Source organism: Faucicola mancuniensis, assembly GCF_046523945.1.
Taxonomy (GTDB): Bacteria; Pseudomonadota; Gammaproteobacteria; order Pseudomonadales; family Moraxellaceae; genus Faucicola; species Faucicola mancuniensis.
Map to the genome: position 1 here is coordinate 540,049 of NZ_CP171363.1, position 21,760 is coordinate 561,808.

Consider the following 21,760-nt stretch of genomic DNA (forward strand, 5'->3'; position numbering starts at 1 on the left):
TTTGGTTTACAATCCTTTTTATTTTTGACAAGTATGCTTATGAAAAATTCTGCGACCCACAATGCCAACTCAAACGACCATTTGAATAACAATCTGATTGTTGATGGTAAACTAGCCATTGCCGATTTTGTCGCTTCGCCAAACTTTGGTGAACGACCCAATCCACAGGACATTTCACTGATTGTCATTCACAATATCAGTTTGCCACCGAGCGAATTTGGCAAAAAAGATAAAAACGGACAGCATTTTGTCAAAGCATTTTTTCAAAATAATCTAAATCCGTCCAACCACCCGTATTTTGCAACGATTTATCAACAGCAAGTTTCTGCACATTTATTTATAGAAAGGGATGGCACAATCACGCAATTTGTCAATTTTGCTGACAGAGCGTGGCACGCAGGCAAGTCTAGCTATCTTGGGCGTGAAAATTGTAATGATTTTTCCATTGGCATTGAGCTTGAAGGCGATGATTATAGTGAATTTGATGCACGTCAATATCAGGCGTTAGCACAGACGATTTTGGCGATTAACAAGGCGTATCCTAAGACAAAATGCCATTTGGCAGGGCATAGCGATGTCGCTCGTGGGCGAAAGTCCGACCCAGGGGCGTATTTTGATTGGCAAAAATTGCGAAAATTGATAAATGATTGTTGAGTAATTTTTCAATGCCCCAATCCCAAAAACTGTTAAAATCCACCGCCATCGTCAGCGTTTTTACGTTGTTATCTCGTGTGTTAGGCTTGGTGCGTGATGTGGTGTTGATGAATGTGTTTGGGGCAAGTGGCTTGATGGACGCTTTTTTGGTCGCTTTTAAAATCCCAAACTTTTTACGCCGATTGTTTGCTGAAGGGGCATTTGCCCAAACCTTTGTCCCTGTGATTGCGGATTATCAAAAAAAATCTAACCAAAATAATTTTCATGACTTACAAATTTTGATTAGCCGAGTGTTTGGCACGTTGTTGTTATTATTGTCGGTTTTGACAAGTGTGGTGATGATGTTCGCCCCTGTCGTGATTGGGGCGTTTGCGATGGGTTTTATTCATGAACCTGACAAATTTGCCACCGCCACAACTTTGTTACGTTTAACATTTCCTTATTTACTGCTTATTACGCTGACTGCCTTTGCCAGTAGCGTGTTGCAAAGTTATCAACGCTTTGTCATTCCAACAGTTACGCCTATTTTATTAAACATTTGTTTTATTATTTTTGCGATTTGGCTATCGCCGTATTTTGCTGAGCCGATTTTGGCGTTGGGCTATGCGGTGTTGTTGGCAGGTATTTTACAATTGGGGTTACAGCTTTTACCACTTTATCAACAAAATTTGTTAATTTTACCAAAAGTAGATTTTGCCCATACAGGCGTTCGGCAGATTTTAAAGGGTGTATTACCTGCGATTTTTGGTGTGTCGGTGCTACAGATTAATTTGCTCATCAATACCAGTTTTGCCAGTTTTTTGCCGACAGGGTCGGTGTCGTGGCTATATACCGCAGAACGTATGAGCGAGTTGCCGTTGGGCGTGATTGGCGTGGCGATTGGGACGGTGATTTTACCGCATTTATCGCATAATAATAATGAACAGAATTTCATAAAAACGTTAGACTGGGCGTGTTGGTTGGTATTGTTGATTGGCTTGCCTGCGTCTTTGGCGTTGATACAGATTAGCGATATTTTGATGTTGGCACTGTTTCAACATGGCAGATTTGGTTCGCATGACGCATTGATGAGTGGTTTTGCGTTGCAATGTATGGCTGGGGGAATTTTGGCGTTTATGCTAATTAAAATTTTTGCTCCTGCTTTTTTTGCCAAACATCAAGGCAAAATCCCTGTCAAAGCAGGTATCATCGCAATTGTTGCCAATGCGGTCAGTGCGGTTGTGTTGTTGGGCATTTTTTCAACAATCAACTTGCCGTTACATGGGGCGTTGGCATTGGCGACTACGTTATCGGCGTGGGTGAATGTGGCGGTGTTGTATTATTATTTAAAAAAACAACAATTGTTCAAATTTAATCCACATTCGAAAAAACGTATGTTACAATTGTGCGTTGCCAATGGTGTAATGCTGATTGCTTTACAAATTATGATAACGCTTTTTCCTACTAATGCCAGTCAAATTGGCAAAATTTTAGCGTTTTTGGCGATTTGTGTTGGCGGAATGTTAGTGTATGCGGTGGGATTATTTTTGGCTGGATTTCGGTCTGGTAGTTTAAAAAGTGATTAAAATGTTTGTTTGAAGAACGCTATTATACGCTTGGAATCAGTAATTTAGGTAATTTTATGGTGGTGCATTGGACGATAAGGGGTGATAACGTTAGAATATTCTCCGCCCATCGAGCAGAACCACATCAAAGGAAAATCTATGAAAACAGTAAAAGATGACCCAAAACTTGGGGAAATTGATTTTAATAACGCATTGTCCGTTAGCGAAGTACCTGAACTTGCAAGATTGCAAGCAATGAGAAAAGCAGAACAAAAACAAAAAAGTGAGCCTACTTATGCCATTGAGCCTGACGTTTGGCAACTTATTAGCCAAAAACTAGACAACGCCAGTGAATTAACAAGAATGAACAATATTTTACGAGCTGTACTTGCTTAATTCTTGCCAAAAAAAATTTACCAAACACAATAAATTTTGTATTGTAGGGGCGTATTGAATACGCCCAATAATGAATTTAACAGGACTTATGCAATAAGCTTCTACAAATTGATATATTTTATATTTTTGGATTGGTATTACTGAATATTATTTTTTACCAGACGTTTGACATTCTGGTTCATCGCAGATACCGTATAGCACCAACGAATGCCCTGACAATTTAAACCCATGCTCTTTGGCAACGCTTTCTTGCAGTGCTTCAATTTCATCTTTGTGAAACTCCACCACTTTGCCACAATGGTCACAGACCAAATGGTCATGATGTTCTTCTTTGGCAACCTCAAAAACCGACAAATTATTTTCAAAATTATGGCGTTCTACAATCCCTGCTTGTTCAAACTGGGTCAAAACACGATAAACAGTCGCCAAACCGACATCTTCACCTTGCTCAATCAAAGCTTTGTACACATCTTCGGCACTCATGTGATGACGTTCGGCACTTTCTAATAGTTGTAAAATTTTTAAACGTGGTAACGTAACTTTTAGTCCTGCACGGCGTAAATCTTGGTTGGTAAATGTCATTTTTTTTCCTTATTTGTTGTGATTCGCTTTTATATTAACACAAAAATGTTAAAATGGTATAAAATCTTAAGATAAATAGTAGGCATTTTTGCTTAAATAGCGTATGATAGCGACTATTCTTGAATTTTAATATTAAATTTTTTCAATAGGTTTTTTTAATATGAACAATCGTTTAAAATTTTTGCCCCTAATCGCCGTTTTGTCAAGCGTGAGCGTCTTGCCTGCCTGTTCGTGGTTTAGCGTTTACAAAATTGACATTCCACAAGGCACGCCAATCCACGAAGACAAACTTGCCCAAGTGCAAGTCGGCATGACCAGCGACCAAGTGTTATACATCTTGGGTAGCCCTGCGGTGCAAGACACGCTAAACCCCATGCGTTGGGACTATATTTATGATTTTACCGCAGGCACAATCGCCAAACGTGAAAACAAACCCAACGTGCATAACGCCGAGCAATATGCCAAAATCTACTTTGACAATACAGGCAGAGTTGCCAAAATTGAACGTCCAAATAGCTACAAAACCGATTAATTCGTAACCTTGTTGTGAATTTTTGCAAGTTGTTGTTTTTTAGAACGTTTTTGACGTTTTTGCATGGGATTTATGGTTAAAGGGCGGTAGATTTCTAGTCTATCGCCTGTTTTTAATGGGGTTTGCCAATCAATTTTTTTGGCAAAAATACCAATTTGGTAATCTCTGATTGCCAAAAAATCATCAAGCCAACCCAAAGTATTCACCGCATCATGGGCGGTCGCACCGTCAGGCAAATTGATTTTTTTTAACAAATGTTCACCTTCTTTGGGTGAAAATGCCACTTCAATCGTTATCATTTTTTATCTTTTTTACAATATTTTTATCAAAAAATTACACAAATAAACCCACAATTGCCAATAAAATCGCCAATGGCACAACAATTCGCACGCCAATTCGCCAAATGTTATAAACGGCTTCTGAACCAAAGTTTAACGATTTGCGTAAATGGCTGATTTTCATTTGCCAACCTGCAAAAATCGCAAGCCAAACTGCCGTGATTAAACTTAACAAGATTAATAATTGGTTTAAAAATGCCGTTGGAATCAAGGCAAATCCCAATCCCACAACAGCCGTTATCACCAATGCCAAAAAGCTAAAGCGAGTTTTTGCTAATTTTAATGACAATTGTTCGGAAACAATATGGAGCAGATAGGCTGAACCTGCCAACATCGCCAACGCATAGGCAATCGCCGATAGATTGCTAGCTGGCGATAAAGTCATGGCGACCAACGCACCGCCGACCATTTGAAAACACCAAATCGGCAACACATAGCGACTGGCGACTGCTTTGTTGTCCTTGCCTGATTTTTCGGTATCGCTTAACAAAATTTGATTAGCTCGGCTGTGCCAAAACAGCCCCGTTCCCGCTCCAACACACACCAACGCCAACACCACCGCAAGCGACCATTCTCTAAGCGACGTATTGGTCATTTGCCAAATGGCAAATCCAGACTGGCTCACGTTTAAACCTAAAGCCACAATCGCCAAGCCAAATGCCAACCAACCTGCCAAATGTTTGGTAAAACTAAGTCCAATCACGATTAACACCATGATGGCAAGTAAGGCAGGCGTTGCCATTGTGCCGACCAAAGGTTGCAAATTTTGGGCGGAGCTGGCTAACAAATGTCCGACAACGGTCAATAATAACGCAACCGTCAGCCAACCAAAACCACGCCAAACCGTGCTAACGTCTGATTCTCTGGTTAAATTTGGCAAGCCGACCAAAGGCGTTGTGCCACTGCGATGGGCTAAGGCAACTTCGGCAAATACCATTGGCAAACCGACCAAAGTCATCGCCACTAGCCACAATAGCCAAAAATCCATCTGACCTGCGACTTCTTTTGCAAACCATGCAAAAACTAATAACGGCAGTAATCCTGCGATTAATAAGGGTTGAAATCGGTTCAAAGCCATATGAATTTCCTTGAATTTTTTAACATTTTGACAATTAAAATAAAGAATTTAAAAATAACGGTTGCTATTATAACGCAAGGGCGTATCAAATACGCCCTTTTTGTTCAATAAATATAAGAACCTGTTCACGATTGTTGTTCTTTTAAGGCTTCACGCTTGTTGTGCGAGATGGAGTTTATCACCGCCCACACGATAAAGGCGATACCAATCAGACCTGTAACAATCTCTGGTACTTCGATGTGTACGGTCGCCAATAGCATAATCAACGCCAACGCACCAATCGCATAATGCGCACCATGCTCTAGGTAAATAAACTCATCAAGCGTGCCTTTTTCTACCAAGAAAATCGTCATAGAACGCACAAACATCGCACCGACTGCCAAGCCTAACATGATGATAATCACGTCATTGGTAATCGCAAATGCCCCAATCACACCATCAAAACTAAACGATGCGTCCAACACTTCTAAGTATACAAAGCCTGCAATACTGCCTTTGGCAATCGCCCCTGCGACTTCTTTGCCTTCAACTTGTGGCGTGCTTTCGTCATCATCGTCCGCCCCTTCTAGTAAACTTGACAATACATTGGTCGCCAAATAAATCAAAATACCAAACACACCTGCAATCAGTACGGCTGACTTTTGGGCTGGGGCTACCCAGTTTAGGACAACCATTAACAATACCAAAGCGACAAACACGCTCATGGCATCTACTTTGCCAAAACGGGCCAGTCTTTTTTCAAGCCATTCAAACCAATGCACATCTTTGTCATCAAACAAAAAGTTCAAAAACACCAATAACAAAAACATACCACCAAAAGCAGCAATTTCGGCATGGTGTGCCATCAGTTTGGCAGAGTATTCTTTGGGATTGTACAATGCCATGTTAATTACGTCCATCATGCTCATCTCGGCAGTCACCGCCACAATCACAATCGGAAACACCAAACGCATACCAAATACGGCGATTAACATGCCGACAGTTAAGAAAATCATTTTCCAAAACTTGTCCCAATGCTTTAACACAGACGCATTGACGACCGCATTGTCAAACGACAATGAAATTTCCATCACCGCCAAAATCAGCGTAACAAACAAAGCGGTCACCATCGCAGACACGCCACCATGCGAAAAACCCCACCACGCAGCAATCATCAAAGCGACAATGGTAAACGCAATGTCAAAATAAAAATGTTTTAAATTTTTCATCATAAGAAAAAATCCATAAATATAAAAAAAGTGGCAAAGCACCACTTTTTGAATGAATATTTGTTGCTAGCTTATTTTCACGATAATTTAAAAAAATACAAGCATTAAAACGTAACTTTATGTTAATTTTTTGCAAGTATCCCCATATTTAGCAAAAAAATATCATTTTTAAAAAATATACGCTTAACCAATATTAATACCATATTGGCTACACATCGCCGCCAATCCACCAGAATAACCTTGACCGACCGCACGGAATTTCCATTCACCATTGTAGCGATATACTTCGCCAAACACCATCGCCGTTTCAATAGAATAATCTTCCGCCAAGTCAAAACGCACCACTTCCAAGCCTGTTTCTTCGTTTACCACACGGATAAAGGCATTGGCGACTTGTCCAAAGTTTTGGTTACGAGCTTGGGCATCGTGAATGGTGACAGTAACGATGATTTTGTCAATGTCGGCTGGGATTTGGGCAAGGTTCACTTTAATCACTTCATCATCGCCATCGCCTTGTCCTGTGCGGTTGTCGCCTGTGTGTTCTACCGCACCGTTGTCCGATTTTAGTTGGTTATAAAAAATAAAATCGTGGTCGCCACGCACTCGCCCATTGCTTGCCAACAAAAACACGCTGGCATCAAGGTCAAACTCTGAGCCAGAAGTCGCTCGCTCGTCCCAACCCAAACCGATTAACAGTTTGTTTAAATTTGGGTCGGTTTTGGTTAAAGATAAGTTACCACCTTTGTTTAATGAAATTGCCATTTTTTTATACCTTTTTGAATGTTTAACAAAATAAAAGATTGTGTTGTGATTTTTTAATCAAAACCAAATAAAAATTGATTTATCTTATCAAATTCGTGGGCGTAACGCACGTATTTTTGTCAAAATTTTGATAATAATTTTTTGACAAAGGCTATTTTTTTGCTATTATTGTTAGGTTAAAATTTACTTGGCAAAATAAGAAGCATTCTGATGAAAAAACAACCGATTTGTTTGGCAATTTTAGGACTTGGCACAGTTGGCACAGGCGTTGTCCAACTACTAGAGAGTAACCTTGGCGAAATCACTCGCCGTACTGGACGTGAAGTAAAAATCACCCACGTTGGCACACGCAGACAGCGTGATGACATTGATAAAACTATCAATCAATCCGCCGATTTGATGAATATCGTTACCCAAGATGACGTGGATATCGTCATTGAAGTGATGGGTGGCACGACCACCGCCAAAGACGTGATTATCCATGCGATTAAACATGGCAAACACGTTGTAACCGCTAACAAAGCCCTACTTGCCGAACATGGCAACGAAATTTTTGCACTGGCAGACGAACATAATGTCAAAGTCGCTTATGAAGCGTCGGTTGCAGGCGGTATTCCGATTATCAAAGTGGTGCGTGAAGCTTTATCAGCGAACAAAATTGACTGGTTGGCTGGCATTATTAACGGTACAGGCAATTTTATTTTGACCGAAATGCGTGAAAAAGGACGTGCCTTTGATGATGTGCTTGCCGAAGCCCAAGCCTTAGGCTATGCCGAAGCCGACCCTACTTTTGATGTAGAAGGCATTGATGCGGCACACAAGCTGACCTTGCTTGCTTCTATTGCTTTTGGGATTCCGCTACAGTTTGACAAAGTGTATTGCGAAGGCATTACCAAAATCACCACCCAAGATGTCAAATATGCCGAAGAATTGGGCTATCGTATCAAACATTTGGGCTTTGCGGTTCGCCGTCAATTAGCTAATGGCGAAGAAGGCATTGAACTGCGTGTACACCCAACGTTAATCCCAGATGACGAACTGCTTGCCAATGTCAATGGTGTCAAAAATGCTGTTTTGGTAGACGCTCACCCAGTCGGTCAGACTATGTATTACGGTGCGGGGGCAGGTGCAGGGGCGACTGCGTCAGCGGTGATGGCTGATGTGATGGATTTGGTGCGAGCATTAAGCTGTCCATCGGCAGAAACTGCCAATTCAAACCTTGTGCCACATTTGGCATTTTTACCGCAAAATCTTGACAACACTCGTATTTTATCGGCTGATGAGATGATTTCTGGTTATTATTTGCGTGTGCAAGTCAAAGATGATGTCGGCGTTTTGGCAAAAATCACCCAAATTTTGAGCAAATCTGACATTAGCATTGATGCGATTTTACAAAAACCTGCTCACGAACTTGGCGAAGTGCCTGTTATCATCATGGTAGACCCTGTGATGGAGCGTAACATGAACGAAGCAATTACCAAAATTGAAGCCCTAGATAGCGTGGTGGATAGCGTGATTCGGATTCGCCTTGATGAATTGATTGAGTGATTTTGCTAAACAGTATTATTAATAAATATTATTAATAAGTAAAAATATGAACAACATTACCCAACTTGACCCAAAAAATGTTTGGCAATGGTTTGCCAACATTTGTGCTATCGCTCACCCAACTTTTCACGAAGAAAAGCTGGCTCAATACTTTATTGACCGCGTCAATAGCGATGGGCAACAATATGGTTTAAGCATTGAAAAAGATGCTGTTGGCAATTTGCGTATCAAAAAACCAGCTACCAAAGGCATGGAAGACCACGCACCTGTCGCCATTCAAGCCCACTATGACATGGTCGCCCAAAAAGGGGCTAACTCTACCCATGACTTTAGCACCGACCCCATTCAGACGCACATCAAAGACGGCTGGGTATGGGCGAATGACACCACACTTGGAGCGGACAATGGCATTGGGCTTGCGATGGGCTTGGCGGTGGCATTTAGCGATGATATCGCTCACCCACCGTTGACATTGATAATTACCAGCGAAGAAGAAATCGGCATGGGCGGGGTGCAAGGTTTGGCAAAAGAATGGTTGGATATGCCGTATTTGTTAAACCTTGATTCTGAAGACAGCGGTGAGCTTTTTATCGGCTGTGCAGGTGGTCGTGATGTAACTTTTAGCCAAACCTATCCCACTCAAGCATTGACCGACAACACATCAATTTTACAGCTCAAAATATCAGGGCTACACGGCGGACATTCTGGCATTGACATTAATAAAGGCGTTGCCAATGCCAATTTGTTGTTAAACCGAGTTTTGACAGCGATTTTTGCCAAAGCAAATTTTGAGCTTATCTCGCTGTATGGCGGTACATTACGCAATGTGATTACCAGAGATGCCTACGCTATCTTTGTCGGTGATTTTGACCACCTAAACCCATTGGTAAAACAACAAGCCGATATTATCAAGCAAGAACTGCAATTTGCCGAAGAAAATCTTAACATTGAACTTGTTAAAATTAATCTTGATGATATCAACACTCTACAACAAAACCATAAAAAATCAAACAAAAACAATAGCTTGGAAAATCTGACTTCTCCACCAACAGTCGCCAATGCGACAACAACAAAAAGCATTTTAAACTTGATTAATGCCATTCCAAACGGCGTTATCCGCATGAGTGATAGTTTTGTTGGTGTGGTGGAAACGTCCATCAGTATGGGAGTGGTACGCTTTCACAATGGCGAATTAAGCGTCAAATCCTTAATGCGGTCTTTGGGCGAAACCCAAAAAGATGCCCTAGCCCAAAAACTGACCTCTTTGGCAGAGCTATCAGCGGTGAATATTGCTTTTAGTGCCGATTATCCGGGGTGGCAACCTGACCCAAATTCGTATCTATTGGCAAAAGGGAAAGCCATTTTGACCGAATATTTTGGGCAAGCCCCAAAAATCCAAGTCATTCACGCAGGTCTAGAGTGTGGCTTTTTAAAAGCCAAAGCCCCACAGATGGATATGATTTCGTTTGGCCCGAACATTCGTGCCGCTCACTCGCCAAAAGAACGAATAGAAATCGCAAGCGTTGCCCAAAATTTTGAAATTTTATTAAAATTTTTGGCACAAATACCCAAACAATAGCCAACCATCATTGCCATCAACCTGTTTTGATGGCTTTTTTTTGAGTATTTATCATTTTATCTACTATTTCTCAAATTTTGTAACAAAAAAACAAGGAATTTTTTATGAATTGTGGTATGTTATCTTCGTAAAAATCCTCTTTAGATTTTATAAAATTATAAAACAGGTGTACTGTGAATTTATTTGAAATTTCCATCACGATTTTGGCGTTAATTTTAACGTCAAGTTTTTTTTCTATTTCTGAGATTGCTTTGGCAGGGGCAAGACGTATCAAACTCAAACTTTTGTCCGAATCTGGTGATACCAGAGCCGACAAAATTTTACATTTGCAAGAAAATTCTGCCGACTTTTTTGCCACATCACAAATCGGCTTAAATGCGGTGGCAATTTTGGGTGGTTCGGTCGGTGAGTCAGCGTTACGCCCCTATTTCCAAGCGTTTCTTGGCAAATTTTATCAAGGGGCTTGGTTAGAAAATCTTGCGTTTTTTACGTCTTTTATTTTTGTAACGCTGTTATTTATTTTGTTTGCCGATTTAATCCCCAAACGTATCGCCATGATTAGCCCTGAAAAAATGGCGTTGGCGGTGATTAATCCTGTGTTAGTATTGATAAAAATTTGTCAGCCATTGGCTTGGATTATCAATGGTTTGGCAAATTTGATTTTTCGCATTTTTAAAGTCAATACTACACGTGAAGAAAATATCACCTTTGACGATGTGTCTGCTATCGTGGATGCAGGGGCGGAAGCGGGCGTTGTGTTGCAACAAGAACAACATTTTATTGAAAATGTGTTTGAGTTAGAAGAGCGTACCGTGCCGTCATCAATGACATTGCGTGATGATGTGGTGTTTTTTACGCTGGGCGAGCCTGCCGAGAGTATTCGCCAAAAGATTGCTGAATATCCGTATTCCAAATTTTTGGTGTGTAATGGCACGATTGACCATGTGATTGGCTATGTGGATACCAAAGATATTTTGGTAAAAATCATGAGCAATCAAGCCCAAATTCAGCTTAACGAAACGACCATTCGCAATGTGTTAATCATTCCTGATACCTTAAAATTGTCCGAATTGTTAGACCGTTTTCGCTCAAGCAAAGAAAAATTTGCGGTGGTGATGAATGAATACGCCCTTGTGGTGGGGGTGATTACACTGTCGGATATCATGATGACGGTGATGGGCGACTGGGTTACACCGATAGACGATGAACAGCAAATTATCCAACGTGATGAAAAGTCTTGGCTAATTGATGGCGTTACACCGATTGAAAATGTAATGCACGCTTTGGATATTGACGAATTTCCTGATTGGGATAATTATGAAACGATTGCTGGCTTTATGATGTACAAACTCCGCAAAATCCCCCGCCCTGCTGATTTTGTGGAATATGAAGGCTATAAATTTGAAGTGGTGGACATTGACCATCACAAAATTGACCAGTTACTCGTTACCCAATTGCCTGTGCAAATGAAAGAAATCATTGAATAATAAATACTTATTATCATTATTTACGCCCTCTGCACACGACAGAAACTACTAAAACAAAGTTGATTTTCTTTTAAAACTGAGAAAATCAACCAACCTATTAAAAAAAGCAAAATCACCACACATAATAAACCGTCTAAATCCATCAATCAGAAAATCTAACCCCAAAGCAAAAACACTTGACTGAGGACGACCATTAGACTTAAGGCAACGTTTATAATGACTAGGCTTATCATCAATGACCGCCAAGCCAGTCAAATAAGCCCAACAAAAGGCTAACGCATTTACCGCAACCAATTTACTCACTCTGTCTTGTTTAGTCAAATGCGTATCCTCAAGATTAAAACCACGCCCCTTTAAACAAGAAAACAGCGTTTCAATCTGCCAACGCATCGCATAAGTTGCCATAGGGTCAATATCATCAAAATCATTGGTAGCCACAATCACATAATCATTATCACTATCAAGCTTTGCCGATACCTTGACAGGACACTTATCAACAAAGAGTGTTCTAGCATGGTGATAAGTATCTTGCTGGTTTAAATTATGAAATAGTGTTTTAATTTGTACGCTTTGTCCTTGTGTATTGGTCACTTTACTGTCTTTTTTAATGCGTATGGCAAATTTAATATTTTGTTTTGTTAGCCAGTCAAACCATGCAGAACCCACAAATTCTCTATCGGCTAATACTTTTTGTATTTTATCTTTACCAAAGGTGTGAATGAATTTTTCAATGAGTTGTGTTCTCTCTAGTGTTTTTGAGTTGCCTTGTTTGTCTAGCATTGTCCAGTATAAGGGTATGGCAATGCCTTTGTGTACAACAGCTAACATGAAGATGTTGATGTTGCTTTTTCCCCATTTCCAGTTGGTACGGTCAATGGTGAGTGTGACTTTGTTTAGTCCAAATAGTTGAAAGATAAGGCGTGCTATTTGGTGTTCATTTAGGGGTGTTTGGGCGAAAAAGCGTTGTATTCTTCGGTAGTTGCTGTCATTTGTTGTGCTGTTGGTAAAGTGTCTGGCTATCTTTTTTAGGTTACTGCTTTGGGCGGTAATGATGGCTATTATCATTAGACTTAAGCAGTTGATTTTTGCCTTGTGTATTGTTAGGTTTTGCGATAAAATTCTTTCTAGTCTGATAAGGTTTGGCATGGTTTTAATTCGTCGGAAAAATTACTATTATGCCATTGTTTTATCAGACTTTTTTGTTTTTTTGTCGTGTGCAGAGATTTACGCCATAATTGCGCCATAAATTTTTTATAAACCACATAAAAAACCGCCCTTAGTCAAAACTTTGGGCGGTTTTTTTAACAATTAACAAACATTAGTTATCTAATTTTTCTTTCAAAACTTTCAAATCAGGATATGACAACTCAATATCATATTCTTGATGATTTTTTACCGCTTCAATACTCAATGATGGCTTGCCATGATAATCATCAGCATCAATATCTAATACTCGATAACCTTTAGCTTGTAATTGCTTGATGGCTTTTTGTTTTATCGCAGGATAATTCGCATCACGCAAAATTTTGTATTCAATTTCATCATCATAATCGGCATGAGCGACACTGGCAAACATCATTGGTAACGCCATTAAGCTAGCAATTGCGATTTTTTTGTTAAACATAACTGTTTCCTTATTTAAAATAAAATTAAAAATTGCTTATTGAATGTAAAGCCATCATATAATATAAAATTCAAAACCTTTTCACAAGTCAAAATACCTATTTTTACCCCAATTGTTGCCAACGACCAACAGACAATTACCAACTATTTACAAAAATCCTTGTTTAGTCCATTTTTTGTAATAAATTGCAATTCTTTTTTTTAAAAATTAATCGTACAATTTTGGTTGTTTTTCGCCTTTTTGTCCTTATTTAGGCTATAATTTAGCATTATTTTAACAAAAATGAAGGCAACAATATGGCTTTTAACAGTATTCCAGAAATTATAGAAGACATCAAAAACGGCAAAATGGTGATTTTGATGGACGATGAAGACCGTGAAAATGAAGGCGACATCGTCATGGCATCTACCCATGTCAAACCGTCCGATATCAACTTTATGATTACCCATGCTCGTGGCTTGGTGTGTTTGACGATTACCCAAGAACGTGCCAAACAGCTTAATTTGCCGTTAATGAGCGACAATAATGGGGCAAAATTTAGCACCAATTTTACCGTATCCATTGAAGCTGCCGAAGGCGTAACCACAGGGATTTCGGCGGCTGACCGTGCCATGACTATTCAAAAAGCGGTCGCCCCCACTGCAAAACCAACCGATATCGTGCAACCGGGGCATATTTTTCCGATTGTTGCCAAAAAAGGCGGTGTGTTGCACCGTGCGGGACATACCGAAGCGGGCTGTGATTTGGCACGATTGGCGGGGGTTGAGTCGTCTGCGGTGATTTGCGAAATTATCAAACCTGATGGCGAAATGGCTCGCCGTGATGATTTGGAAATTTTTGCAAAAGAACACGGCTTAAAAATCGGCACTATCGCTGATTTAATCCAATACCGCATGGCAAACGAACAAACCGTAGAAGAAACCGCCCATTTCCCTGTTCAGACCGAATTTGGCGAATTTATGTTGTATCGTTTTTGCGAATATGGCTCAGATGATGTGCATTTTGCCCTTGTCAAAGGTGAGCCGAAAGACGGCTTGACGACCGTGCGTGTACATAGTTTTGAGCCATTGCGAGATTTGTTTAGCATTATGAGCAACACAGGCAAAAGCAACTGGAGTATCCACTCAACGCTGGGTGAGTTGGCAAAATGCGAGCGTGGCGTGTTTGTCTGGGTGGGGCATGGCGATGAAATTGACCTTGAAACCGCCCTTGATAACCTAAACCAAGACGAGCCGACACCAAAAATCTACAAACGTCAGCCGTATAGTACTATTGGCGTTGGGGCTCAAATTTTACGTCATTTAGGCGTACATGATATGCGATTGTTGTCTAGCCCTGTCAAGTTTAATGCCTTGTCGGGTTTTGATTTAAATATTGTAGAAACAGTGCAAAATCGTTAAAATCTGTCTTACTATAGTCAAATCAATTTGTTTTAAGACAAGGAAAGCGAGCGAAGATAGTACAAGTAGTACAGCAAGCGAGCTTGACGCAGTATTAAAGCAAATTGAAAAGACTATTACATCAAAAACTGCTTAACTATCTGCCTATATTGTTAAGCAGTTTTTTATTGTGGTTAAAATTGTTTGATTGTTTAAATCATCAACAACAAAAACTTGTTGAATATTTCGTTCGGTTAAAGTATTGGCAATGCGATTTTGCAAAACAATATAAGCAAAATCATTTTCACTAAGTTGATGATTTTTAAGTAAATTTTGCCAAAACTGCCAAGCGGTCATACTGCTGATTAACACGATTTTTTTATCATTTTTTTGCCAATTTTTGATAAAATTTTTAAAAATCATCTCACTTTTTTTATCAAAAATCCGCTCATAAAAATCAATCGTATCCACGATAATTTGCCGATTTTCTAGCGTGTTTTTTAATAATTCTCGTCCGTCCTTGCCTTTGATGATTAAAATTTTATCGCTGTTTTGCAAAGTTTGCACGGCAGGCAATTGTAACATACCTTCATTATTTTCGGGAAAATTAAAATCTTGTGGCGTGATGATGTTGGGATTTTTGCCAAAAAATGCGAAAAATTTTTGTGTAAAAATCTCTGCGGTTTTTTGTCCAACAGCAATAAAAGAAAGCTTTGCCAATGCTTGCAAGTCTTTTTGATGAAAATTTTGCAAAAAATAATCAACGGCAGTTTCACTTACCAAAATGATATGTTTATAGTCATTAATTTTTGCCAATTTTTGCGTGTCATTGTCATCAAGTTTACATTTAACCAATTCAAGTAAAGGCAAATCAAGGACGCTAAATCCTTGATTTTGCAAAAAATTGCTTAAGTTTTTGGCTCGGTGTTGAGGGCGTGTGTTGATAAAAATCATTACGAATTATGATAAATTTCCGCCAAAATTTTATCCGCCCCTTGTGCGATTAGCTCTTCGGCAACGACAATGCCCATGCTCTCGGCAATTTGTTCATCTATCATCGCCTGTGTGTTTGGGTCAAGCAGGGCATTGTGATGTTCAGATTTTAACAAAATTTTGCCGTCCACACTGCCCACACGCCCACGAAGCCAAATTTGCCCATCGTGAATGGTAGCAAATCCTGCAATCGGCACTTGACAGCCCCCTTGCAAATGGCGGTTCATCGCACGCTCGGCAAGTACGCAGATTTTGCTAATTTCATGATTTAAGGGTTTTAACAAATCCAAAATCTCGTCATCATCGGCACGGCATTCTATCGCCAATGCCCCTTGCCCCACCGCAGGTAGGCTCACGTCTGTGTCAAGCTCGTGGCGAATGCGGTCGGTTAGCCCAAGTCGTGTTAGCCCACTTGTCGCCAAAATAATCGCATCATATTCGCCATTGTCCAGCTTTGATAGGCGTGTGCCAACATTACCACGCAAACTCACGATTTGTAAATCTGGGCGGTACTGCTGAATTTGGCATTGACGGCGTAGGCTTGATGTGCCAAGTTTTGCACCGATTGGCAAGTCGTCTAGCGTGGCAAAATGGTTTGATACAAACGCATCGGTCGGCTGTTCACGCTCGCAGTACGCCCCAAGCGTTAAGCCATTTGGCAACTCCATTGGCACGTCTTTTAACGAATGTACGGCAATGTCGGCTCGTTTGTCAAACAAGGCTTGTTCCAACTCTTTGACAAATAAGCCTTTTCCGCCAATTTTGGCAAGCGGTGTGTCAAGGATTTTGTCGCCTTTGGTGGTCATGGTCAAAAGCTCAATGGTCAAATCTGGGTAAAGCTGTTCAAGGCGTGCTTTGATATGTTCAGCTTGCCATAGGGCAAGTGGGCTTTGACGTGTGGCGATTTTTAGGGTCTTCATGTTATCGTTCTCAAAATTAATGATTCATTTTTTTAAATTATTTGTAAAAAATGCCTAATAGTTTTCACTATAGGCATTTGTGTGTTTTGATGGCATAAATTTGTTTTACATAGATTGTACTTTGTCACGCAAAACAGGCAAATGTCTGCGACTAATCGCCAAGCGTTCGTCAATATTTTTAAATTTGACTTGATATTGACCTTGGTCTACCGCTTCTAGCATTTCAACATAATCAAGATTAATCAAGGCATTACGATGAACACGGAAGAAAATATTACCAAATTCTGCTTCAAGCTCTTTTAAGGTTTCATCAATTAAGACTGTGCCATTTTTGTGGCGAACTTGAACATATTTTTGGTCGGCAGTAAAGTAATAAATATCTGCCAATGGAATCAGTTCAATACCACGATGGGTGCGAGCGGCGATATGTTGGCGAGTTGCCTGTGCCATTGGGTTTTCAAGGCGACGAATTTCATTTAACTGAGCTGAATTTAACGTAGTAGCACGAGATAACGCATCTACCAGCTCTTCTTTGTTGGCAGGTTTTAACAGATAACCAATCGCATTGGATTTAAAAGCAGCAATTGCATAATGGTCATATGCGGTTACAAAGATAATGGCAGGTGGCTGTGGCAGTTCGTTCAGCTCTTTGGCACAACGAACACCATCCATCTCTGGCATACGAATGTCTAGCATAACGATATCTGGTGTCGTTTCTTTGACACGCTCAATGGCTTCAATGCCTGTGGTAGCTTGAGCGACAACTTCATGCCCTTCTTCACGAATAATACGACTTAGACGCTCACGAGCTAATGGCTCATCATCACAGACTACAACTCTCACAACATGCTCCTTTTTAAATTCTTGCTATCAATTTTTTAAGTTAGCCTAATTTGTTCATTAATCAAAAAACAGTTAAGTTTACCATTTTTACATTCTATCATAATTTAATTGACTTAACAGTATTTTTTTTGCTATTTTAGAGCTAAAAAGCCAAATTTACTCAACCATTTTTGACAAAACAAAAACGCCCACAACGCAGGCGTTTTTATTCACTTTTAAACTAATTAATTTTTGTCTTTTTTGGTCATTTGTTCAAAAAATTCATCATTGGTTTTTGAATCTTTGAGTTTATCAAGCAAAAATTCGGTCGCTTGAATCTCGTCCATTGGGTGCAATAGCTTACGCAAAATCCACACTTTACGCAATAAGGCTTCGTCCATCAGACGCTCTTCACGGCGAGTGCCAGATTTTTTGATATTAATCGCAGGGAACACACGTTTTTCAGCGATTTCACGCTCAAGGGTGATTTCTTGGTTGCCCGTTCCCTTAAACTCTTCAAAAATCACGCTGTCCATCTTAGAGCCTGTGTCAATCAAAGCAGTAGAAATAATCGTCAAACTACCGCCTTCTTCCACATTACGAGCCGCCCCAAAAAAGCGTTTTGGACGCTCCAACGCATTGGCGTCAACACCACCTGTCAAAACCTTGCCCGATGACGGAATCACCGTATTATACGCACGAGCCAGACGAGTGATACTGTCAAGCAAAATCACCACATCTTGCTTATGCTCAACCAAGCGTTTTGCCTTTTCAATCACCATTTCAGCCACTTGCACATGGCGAGTTGGCGGTTCGTCAAAGGTTGATGCCACCACTTCGCCACGCACAGTGCGTTGCATTTCGGTCACTTCTTCTGGGCGTTCGTCAATGAGCAAAACAATCAGATGACATTCTGGGTTATTTTTAGTGATGGATTGGGCGATTGATTGCAAAAGTACGGTTTTACCTGCTTTTGGCGGTGCGACAATGATAGAACGCTGTCCCTTGCCAATCGGTGCGATTAAGTCAATGATACGCCCTGTCAAGTCTTCGGTTGTGCCATTGCCGATTTCTAATTTTAATTGTTCGGTTGGGAAAAGTGGTGTTAAATTTTCAAAAATTAACTTATGGCGAGAGCGGTCTGGCGTGTCAAAGTTGATTTCGTTCACTTTTAACAAAGCAAAATAACGCTCAGAATCTTTGGGCGGACGAATCGTCCCTGCGATAGAGTCGCCTGTTTTTAGGTTAAAACGGCGGATTTGGCTAGGGCTAACATAAATATCGTCAGGACCTGCAAGGTATGAACCTTCTGATGAACGCAAAAAACCAAAACCATCTGGCAAAATCTCAAGCACGCCATCACCAAAAATCGCTTCGCCGTTTTTGGCATGAGTTTTTAAAATAGCAAAAATGATGTCTTGTTTGCGGTTACGAGCCATGTTTTCAAGTCCCATAGACTCACTGATTTGTATCAGCTCCGCCACAGACTTGCGTTTTAATTCGGTTAAATTCATAAATATATCGTCATTGATAATATCAGTAACTTTGGGCGTGCCAAATTTTTAGCAACCATTTTTATACAATCATTGACAAATGTTGATAAAATTTGACTGCAAAAAATACTTAAGTAAACATTGCCAAAGTCGTTTTACATTGCGGGAAAGTTAGAAATGAACGTTGACACACGCCAACATTCCAAGAAAAGTATAATTATAAGAGCTATAATTATTTTGGTATGCACACTATAAAGGCAAAGCCCCAGTTTTGTCAATATTTTTATGGTATTTTTGTAAATTTTTGCCAAAAAAATAAAAAATCACCGCAAAAAACGGTGATTTTTGTGGATTTAGCAAAAACAAATTATAAATGTTTGTTGATAAATGCTTGTAGTTGTGGTTTTGGCAATGCTCCTGCGACTGCGTCCACTTTTTCGCCACCTTTAAAGATGAAAAGTGCTGGGATACTGCGGATACCAAATTGAGCGGCAAGATTTGGGTTGCTATCCACATCAATTTTGACAATGCGGGCTTTACCGTCAAATTCGGTTGATAAATCGTCCAAAATTGGTGCGATAGAACGGCAAGGACCACACCATTGTGCCCAAAAATCTACCAAAACAGGGACATCTGATTTTAACACGGCTTGTTCAAAAGTGCCTTCATCGGCGTGAATTACATTTGACATAACTATTTTCCTATGGTTGGATTAAATTGTGCTTATTAAATTGGGTTTATTGTCAAAATTACCAATAAAGCCTATCAATGATGATATTTTAAAAAACTTATCAATCAAAATTTTAGTGGCTTTGGGTAATGGCTTGTAACAGTTGTTCAGGTGGCAGATAACCGCCGATTTGTTGTCCACTTTCGGTAAAAATCGCAGGTGTGCCATTGATACCTAAGCCCACGCCAAGATCGTGCAGACGGCGAACAGGGTTTTCGCACGCTGGGGCATTGACAGGTTCGCCAAGTTTGGCTTGGGTGATGGCTTTTTGGCGGTCAGGACTACACCAAATCGCTTCCATGATTGGGAAAGTTTGTTCACTACGAGGCCACGGCAAATAACGCACTTCAATGCCTAGACCGTTGATTTGGTCAATTTCGCTGTGCAATTTACGGCAATAGCCACAATCAGCGTCTGTAAAGGCATAAATCACGCCTTGGGTTTTGCCTTTGGCAGGAAAGATAATCATGTCTTTTTTGTCAATGCTGGCAAGGGTTTGCTTCGTGCCTTCAGCAACCAGTTTTGCCGAAATGTGTTCAGGCTGTGCATCGCCAACTTTGATAATATCGCCTTGTAACACGTATTGTCCTGTGTTATCGGTAAAAAATGCGGGCAAACCTTCGGCTTTTACCCAAAACATATTTGGCATACTCGTTGGCGTTACCGACAAAATTTTGGCATTAATGCCTGATTTTGCCAAATTATCGCTCAAGGTTTTTTGTAATTTGTCATCATTTTTGGCAGATGTGGCAGACGTGTTTTGAGTTGTGGTTGCTGTTGTGGTTTTTGACTCAGTCGTAGTTTTGGCATTGCTGTTATCACACGCTGATAAAGCAAAAATACTGGCAAATAATGCGGAAGTTAGGGCTGTTTTTTGCAAATTTTTACGAATATTTGACATAGATTTTGACATAGTGTTCTCAAAATAGCTAAAAGTAAAATGATTAGTATAAGTATAAAACGTTTTTCTTACAAATAATATGGGTTAATCGTTAAAATTTTACAGATATAATGCAAAAAATGTCATTTAGATACAAATTGTTGCTTGTTTTCTGATGGTAAAATTGTAAACTAGGCTATCTTTTTACATAGATTCTATTTTTTAGCAACATTTTAGAGCATATTTAGAGAAAGTATATGGCTGGAGCAAGTTTATTAACGCTAATAGACGATATCAGTGTGATTTTAGATGATGTGTCAGTGATGACCAAAGTCGCCGCAAAAAAAACCGTAGGCGTGTTAGGCGATGATTTGGCATTAAATGCCAACCAAGTCACAGGTGTCAAAGCTGACCGTGAAATTCCTGTGGTGTTGGGCGTTGCCAAAGGTTCGGCGATTAACAAAGTGATTTTAGCACCGTTGGCATTGATTATCAGTGAGATATCGCCCACATTGGTGACGATTTTGCTGATGCTTGGCGGTTTGTACTTATGTTTTGAAGGGGCTGAAAAAATTTTACACAAATTTTTGCACTCCAAAGGCGAAATTGACGAAGAACATCAAGCACACCTAAATGCCAATGCCGATGAAAACATTGATTTGGTCGCTTTTGAAAAAGAAAAAATCAAAGGTGCGGTGCGTACGGACTTTATTTTGTCTGCTGAAATTATCGTGATTTCATTAGGCACGTTGGCTGAAACAGCGACTTTGCTTGATAAAGCCTTGGTTTTAACCATGATTTCGGTGATTATGACTGTTGGTGTGTATGGATTGGTCGCAGGGATTGTTAAATTGGACGATTTGGGACTGCATTTGTTAAACAAATCTGATGATTTTTCCCAAAAAATGGGCAAGGCGATTTTGGCATTTGCACCGATGTTGATGAAATTTTTGTCAATCGCTGGTACGCTTGCGATGTTTTTGGTGGGTGGCGGTATCATCGCTCATGGTATTGGTTTTATCCATCATGGTATTGAGCATTTGGGGCAGATTTCTGGTATTTTCTCAAGCCTTACCACCAATATTTTAAATGGTTTGGTCGGTTTGGTAGCAGGTTTGATTGTCGTGGGTATTGTGACTGCTGTCAATAAAATACGTGGTAAAGCACACTAAATTGTATCCTTTAAAACTATCTCGTTAAAAAGGCGTTTA

Annotated in this window: 22 protein-coding genes; 9 read left to right on the forward strand and 13 right to left on the reverse strand. The window is 40.1% G+C overall.

Annotated elements, in window-relative coordinates; all coding sequences use genetic code 11:
- Nucleotides 1–39 precede the first annotated feature (39 nt).
- The 3 genes from ampD (at nucleotide 40) to ACGTJS_RS02755 (ending at nucleotide 2,594) form a co-directional block, all read left to right on the forward strand.
- The gene (gene ampD, locus ACGTJS_RS02745) at nucleotides 40–654 is read left to right on the forward strand and encodes a 1,6-anhydro-N-acetylmuramyl-L-alanine amidase AmpD (protein WP_315040579.1); all 615 of its coding nucleotides are present in this window, start codon (nucleotides 40–42) and stop codon (nucleotides 652–654) included.
- Nucleotides 655–665: 11 nt separating this feature from the next.
- Nucleotides 666–2,219 (forward strand): murein biosynthesis integral membrane protein MurJ, encoded by a 1,554-nt coding sequence (gene murJ / locus ACGTJS_RS02750; protein ID WP_410472742.1) that lies wholly within the window; start codon nucleotides 666–668, stop codon nucleotides 2,217–2,219.
- A 138-nt stretch (nucleotides 2,220–2,357) separates the two neighbouring features.
- Complete coding sequence (locus ACGTJS_RS02755) at nucleotides 2,358–2,594, forward strand: hypothetical protein (RefSeq protein ID WP_410472743.1); 237 nt, start codon at nucleotides 2,358–2,360, stop codon at nucleotides 2,592–2,594.
- Nucleotides 2,595–2,741: 147 nt separating this feature from the next.
- Here the strand turns inward: ACGTJS_RS02755 and fur are convergent, their stop codons facing one another.
- Nucleotides 2,742–3,176 (reverse strand): ferric iron uptake transcriptional regulator, encoded by a 435-nt coding sequence (gene fur, locus ACGTJS_RS02760; RefSeq protein WP_315040575.1) that lies wholly within the window; start codon nucleotides 3,174–3,176, stop codon nucleotides 2,742–2,744.
- A gap of 160 nt (nucleotides 3,177–3,336) precedes the next feature.
- Between fur and ACGTJS_RS02765 the strand changes: the two genes are divergently transcribed.
- Nucleotides 3,337–3,708 carry an outer membrane protein assembly factor BamE gene (locus ACGTJS_RS02765; protein ID WP_315040573.1) on the forward strand — a complete coding sequence of 124 codons (372 nt, stop codon included), beginning with the start codon at nucleotides 3,337–3,339 and terminating at the stop codon, nucleotides 3,706–3,708.
- Here the strand turns inward: ACGTJS_RS02765 and ACGTJS_RS02770 are convergent.
- From ACGTJS_RS02770 to ACGTJS_RS02785, 4 genes are all read right to left on the reverse strand, one after another.
- Nucleotides 3,705–4,007, reverse strand: a complete 303-nt coding sequence (locus tag ACGTJS_RS02770) for an RnfH family protein (RefSeq protein ID WP_315040571.1) — start codon at nucleotides 4,005–4,007, stop codon at nucleotides 3,705–3,707. The two genes, ACGTJS_RS02765 and ACGTJS_RS02770, sit on opposite strands and share 4 nt — an antisense overlap.
- A 34-nt stretch (nucleotides 4,008–4,041) precedes the next feature.
- A complete protein-coding gene (locus ACGTJS_RS02775; protein WP_315040569.1) occupies nucleotides 4,042–5,124 on the reverse strand; it encodes a hypothetical protein in 1,083 nt (360 codons plus the stop codon).
- 125 nt (nucleotides 5,125–5,249) lie between these two features.
- On the reverse strand, nucleotides 5,250–6,332 hold the full coding sequence (locus tag ACGTJS_RS02780) for a DUF475 domain-containing protein (protein WP_410473211.1): 1,083 nt from the start codon (nucleotides 6,330–6,332) through the stop codon (nucleotides 5,250–5,252).
- Nucleotides 6,333–6,515: 183 nt separating this feature from the next.
- A complete protein-coding gene (locus tag ACGTJS_RS02785; RefSeq protein WP_410472744.1) occupies nucleotides 6,516–7,094 on the reverse strand; it encodes a TerD family protein in 579 nt (192 codons plus the stop codon).
- Nucleotides 7,095–7,304: 210 nt separating this feature from the next.
- Here ACGTJS_RS02785 and ACGTJS_RS02790 point away from each other — a divergent pair, with 210 nt between their 5' ends.
- The 3 genes from ACGTJS_RS02790 (at nucleotide 7,305) to ACGTJS_RS02800 (ending at nucleotide 11,708) form a co-directional block, all read left to right on the forward strand.
- Nucleotides 7,305–8,642, forward strand: a complete 1,338-nt coding sequence (locus ACGTJS_RS02790; RefSeq protein WP_315040565.1) for a homoserine dehydrogenase — start codon at nucleotides 7,305–7,307, stop codon at nucleotides 8,640–8,642.
- Between the two features lie 46 nt (nucleotides 8,643–8,688).
- On the forward strand, nucleotides 8,689–10,221 hold the full coding sequence (locus ACGTJS_RS02795) for an aminoacyl-histidine dipeptidase (protein WP_410472745.1): 1,533 nt from the start codon (nucleotides 8,689–8,691) through the stop codon (nucleotides 10,219–10,221).
- A 173-nt stretch (nucleotides 10,222–10,394) separates the two neighbouring features.
- Nucleotides 10,395–11,708, forward strand: coding sequence for a hemolysin family protein (locus tag ACGTJS_RS02800; RefSeq protein WP_410472746.1), 1,314 nt, complete (start codon nucleotides 10,395–10,397; stop codon nucleotides 11,706–11,708).
- A gap of 48 nt (nucleotides 11,709–11,756) precedes the next feature.
- On the opposite strand, the gene ACGTJS_RS02805 is transcribed toward ACGTJS_RS02800, so the two are convergent.
- Nucleotides 11,757–12,854 carry an IS4 family transposase gene (locus tag ACGTJS_RS02805; RefSeq protein ID WP_410471957.1) on the reverse strand — a complete coding sequence of 366 codons (1,098 nt, stop codon included), beginning with the start codon at nucleotides 12,852–12,854 and terminating at the stop codon, nucleotides 11,757–11,759.
- A 172-nt stretch (nucleotides 12,855–13,026) separates the two neighbouring features.
- The gene (locus ACGTJS_RS02810) at nucleotides 13,027–13,332 is read right to left on the reverse strand and encodes a PepSY domain-containing protein (RefSeq protein WP_315040560.1); all 306 of its coding nucleotides are present in this window, start codon (nucleotides 13,330–13,332) and stop codon (nucleotides 13,027–13,029) included.
- 296 nt (nucleotides 13,333–13,628) lie between these two features.
- Between ACGTJS_RS02810 and ribB the strand changes: the two genes are divergently transcribed.
- A complete protein-coding gene (gene ribB, locus ACGTJS_RS02815; protein WP_410472747.1) occupies nucleotides 13,629–14,732 on the forward strand; it encodes a 3,4-dihydroxy-2-butanone-4-phosphate synthase in 1,104 nt (367 codons plus the stop codon).
- A 144-nt stretch (nucleotides 14,733–14,876) separates the two neighbouring features.
- Here ribB and ACGTJS_RS02820 read toward each other — a convergent pair whose 3' ends face one another.
- From ACGTJS_RS02820 to ACGTJS_RS02845, 6 genes are all read right to left on the reverse strand, one after another.
- On the reverse strand, nucleotides 14,877–15,611 hold the full coding sequence (locus ACGTJS_RS02820) for a uroporphyrinogen-III synthase (RefSeq protein WP_410472748.1): 735 nt from the start codon (nucleotides 15,609–15,611) through the stop codon (nucleotides 14,877–14,879).
- A gap of 53 nt (nucleotides 15,612–15,664) precedes the next feature.
- Nucleotides 15,665–16,624 carry a hydroxymethylbilane synthase gene (gene hemC, locus ACGTJS_RS02825; protein WP_410472749.1) on the reverse strand — a complete coding sequence of 320 codons (960 nt, stop codon included), beginning with the start codon at nucleotides 16,622–16,624 and terminating at the stop codon, nucleotides 15,665–15,667.
- Between the two features lie 105 nt (nucleotides 16,625–16,729).
- A complete protein-coding gene (locus ACGTJS_RS02830) occupies nucleotides 16,730–17,467 on the reverse strand; it encodes a LytR/AlgR family response regulator transcription factor (RefSeq protein ID WP_410472750.1) in 738 nt (245 codons plus the stop codon).
- Nucleotides 17,468–17,691: 224 nt separating this feature from the next.
- Nucleotides 17,692–18,960, reverse strand: a complete 1,269-nt coding sequence (rho, locus tag ACGTJS_RS02835; protein ID WP_315040554.1) for a transcription termination factor Rho — start codon at nucleotides 18,958–18,960, stop codon at nucleotides 17,692–17,694.
- Between the two features lie 346 nt (nucleotides 18,961–19,306).
- Nucleotides 19,307–19,630: a thioredoxin gene (gene trxA / locus ACGTJS_RS02840; protein WP_315040553.1), complete on the reverse strand. Its 324-nt coding sequence runs from the start codon at nucleotides 19,628–19,630 to the stop codon at nucleotides 19,307–19,309.
- Nucleotides 19,631–19,742: 112 nt separating this feature from the next.
- Nucleotides 19,743–20,582: a DsbC family protein gene (locus ACGTJS_RS02845; protein ID WP_315040552.1), complete on the reverse strand. Its 840-nt coding sequence runs from the start codon at nucleotides 20,580–20,582 to the stop codon at nucleotides 19,743–19,745.
- Between the two features lie 224 nt (nucleotides 20,583–20,806).
- Here ACGTJS_RS02845 and ACGTJS_RS02850 point away from each other — a divergent pair, with 224 nt between their 5' ends.
- Nucleotides 20,807–21,721, forward strand: a complete 915-nt coding sequence (locus ACGTJS_RS02850; protein WP_410472751.1) for a DUF808 domain-containing protein — start codon at nucleotides 20,807–20,809, stop codon at nucleotides 21,719–21,721.
- Nucleotides 21,722–21,760 lie beyond the last annotated feature (39 nt).

What these genes read in the sequence shown, in the direction of transcription:
- ampD (WP_315040579.1), top strand. Translation starts at nt 40, where the DNA reads ATGAAAAATTCTGCGACCCACAATGCCAACTCAAACGACCATTTGAAT.
- murJ (WP_410472742.1), top strand. Translation starts at nt 666, where the DNA reads ATGCCCCAATCCCAAAAACTGTTAAAATCCACCGCCATCGTCAGCGTT.
- ACGTJS_RS02755 (WP_410472743.1), top strand. Translation starts at nt 2,358, where the DNA reads ATGAAAACAGTAAAAGATGACCCAAAACTTGGGGAAATTGATTTTAAT.
- fur (WP_315040575.1), bottom strand. Translation starts at nt 3,176, where the DNA reads ATGACATTTACCAACCAAGATTTACGCCGTGCAGGACTAAAAGTTACG.
- ACGTJS_RS02765 (WP_315040573.1), top strand. Translation starts at nt 3,337, where the DNA reads ATGAACAATCGTTTAAAATTTTTGCCCCTAATCGCCGTTTTGTCAAGC.
- ACGTJS_RS02770 (WP_315040571.1), bottom strand. Translation starts at nt 4,007, where the DNA reads ATGATAACGATTGAAGTGGCATTTTCACCCAAAGAAGGTGAACATTTG.
- ACGTJS_RS02775 (WP_315040569.1), bottom strand. Translation starts at nt 5,124, where the DNA reads ATGGCTTTGAACCGATTTCAACCCTTATTAATCGCAGGATTACTGCCG.
- ACGTJS_RS02780 (WP_410473211.1), bottom strand. Translation starts at nt 6,332, where the DNA reads ATGAAAAATTTAAAACATTTTTATTTTGACATTGCGTTTACCATTGTC.
- ACGTJS_RS02785 (WP_410472744.1), bottom strand. Translation starts at nt 7,094, where the DNA reads ATGGCAATTTCATTAAACAAAGGTGGTAACTTATCTTTAACCAAAACC.
- ACGTJS_RS02790 (WP_315040565.1), top strand. Translation starts at nt 7,305, where the DNA reads ATGAAAAAACAACCGATTTGTTTGGCAATTTTAGGACTTGGCACAGTT.
- ACGTJS_RS02795 (WP_410472745.1), top strand. Translation starts at nt 8,689, where the DNA reads ATGAACAACATTACCCAACTTGACCCAAAAAATGTTTGGCAATGGTTT.
- ACGTJS_RS02805 (WP_410471957.1), bottom strand. Translation starts at nt 12,854, where the DNA reads ATGCCAAACCTTATCAGACTAGAAAGAATTTTATCGCAAAACCTAACA.
- ACGTJS_RS02810 (WP_315040560.1), bottom strand. Translation starts at nt 13,332, where the DNA reads ATGTTTAACAAAAAAATCGCAATTGCTAGCTTAATGGCGTTACCAATG.
- ribB (WP_410472747.1), top strand. Translation starts at nt 13,629, where the DNA reads ATGGCTTTTAACAGTATTCCAGAAATTATAGAAGACATCAAAAACGGC.
- hemC (WP_410472749.1), bottom strand. Translation starts at nt 16,624, where the DNA reads ATGAAGACCCTAAAAATCGCCACACGTCAAAGCCCACTTGCCCTATGG.
- rho (WP_315040554.1), bottom strand. Translation starts at nt 18,960, where the DNA reads ATGAATTTAACCGAATTAAAACGCAAGTCTGTGGCGGAGCTGATACAA.
- trxA (WP_315040553.1), bottom strand. Translation starts at nt 19,630, where the DNA reads ATGTCAAATGTAATTCACGCCGATGAAGGCACTTTTGAACAAGCCGTG.
- ACGTJS_RS02845 (WP_315040552.1), bottom strand. Translation starts at nt 20,582, where the DNA reads ATGTCAAAATCTATGTCAAATATTCGTAAAAATTTGCAAAAAACAGCC.
- ACGTJS_RS02850 (WP_410472751.1), top strand. Translation starts at nt 20,807, where the DNA reads ATGGCTGGAGCAAGTTTATTAACGCTAATAGACGATATCAGTGTGATT.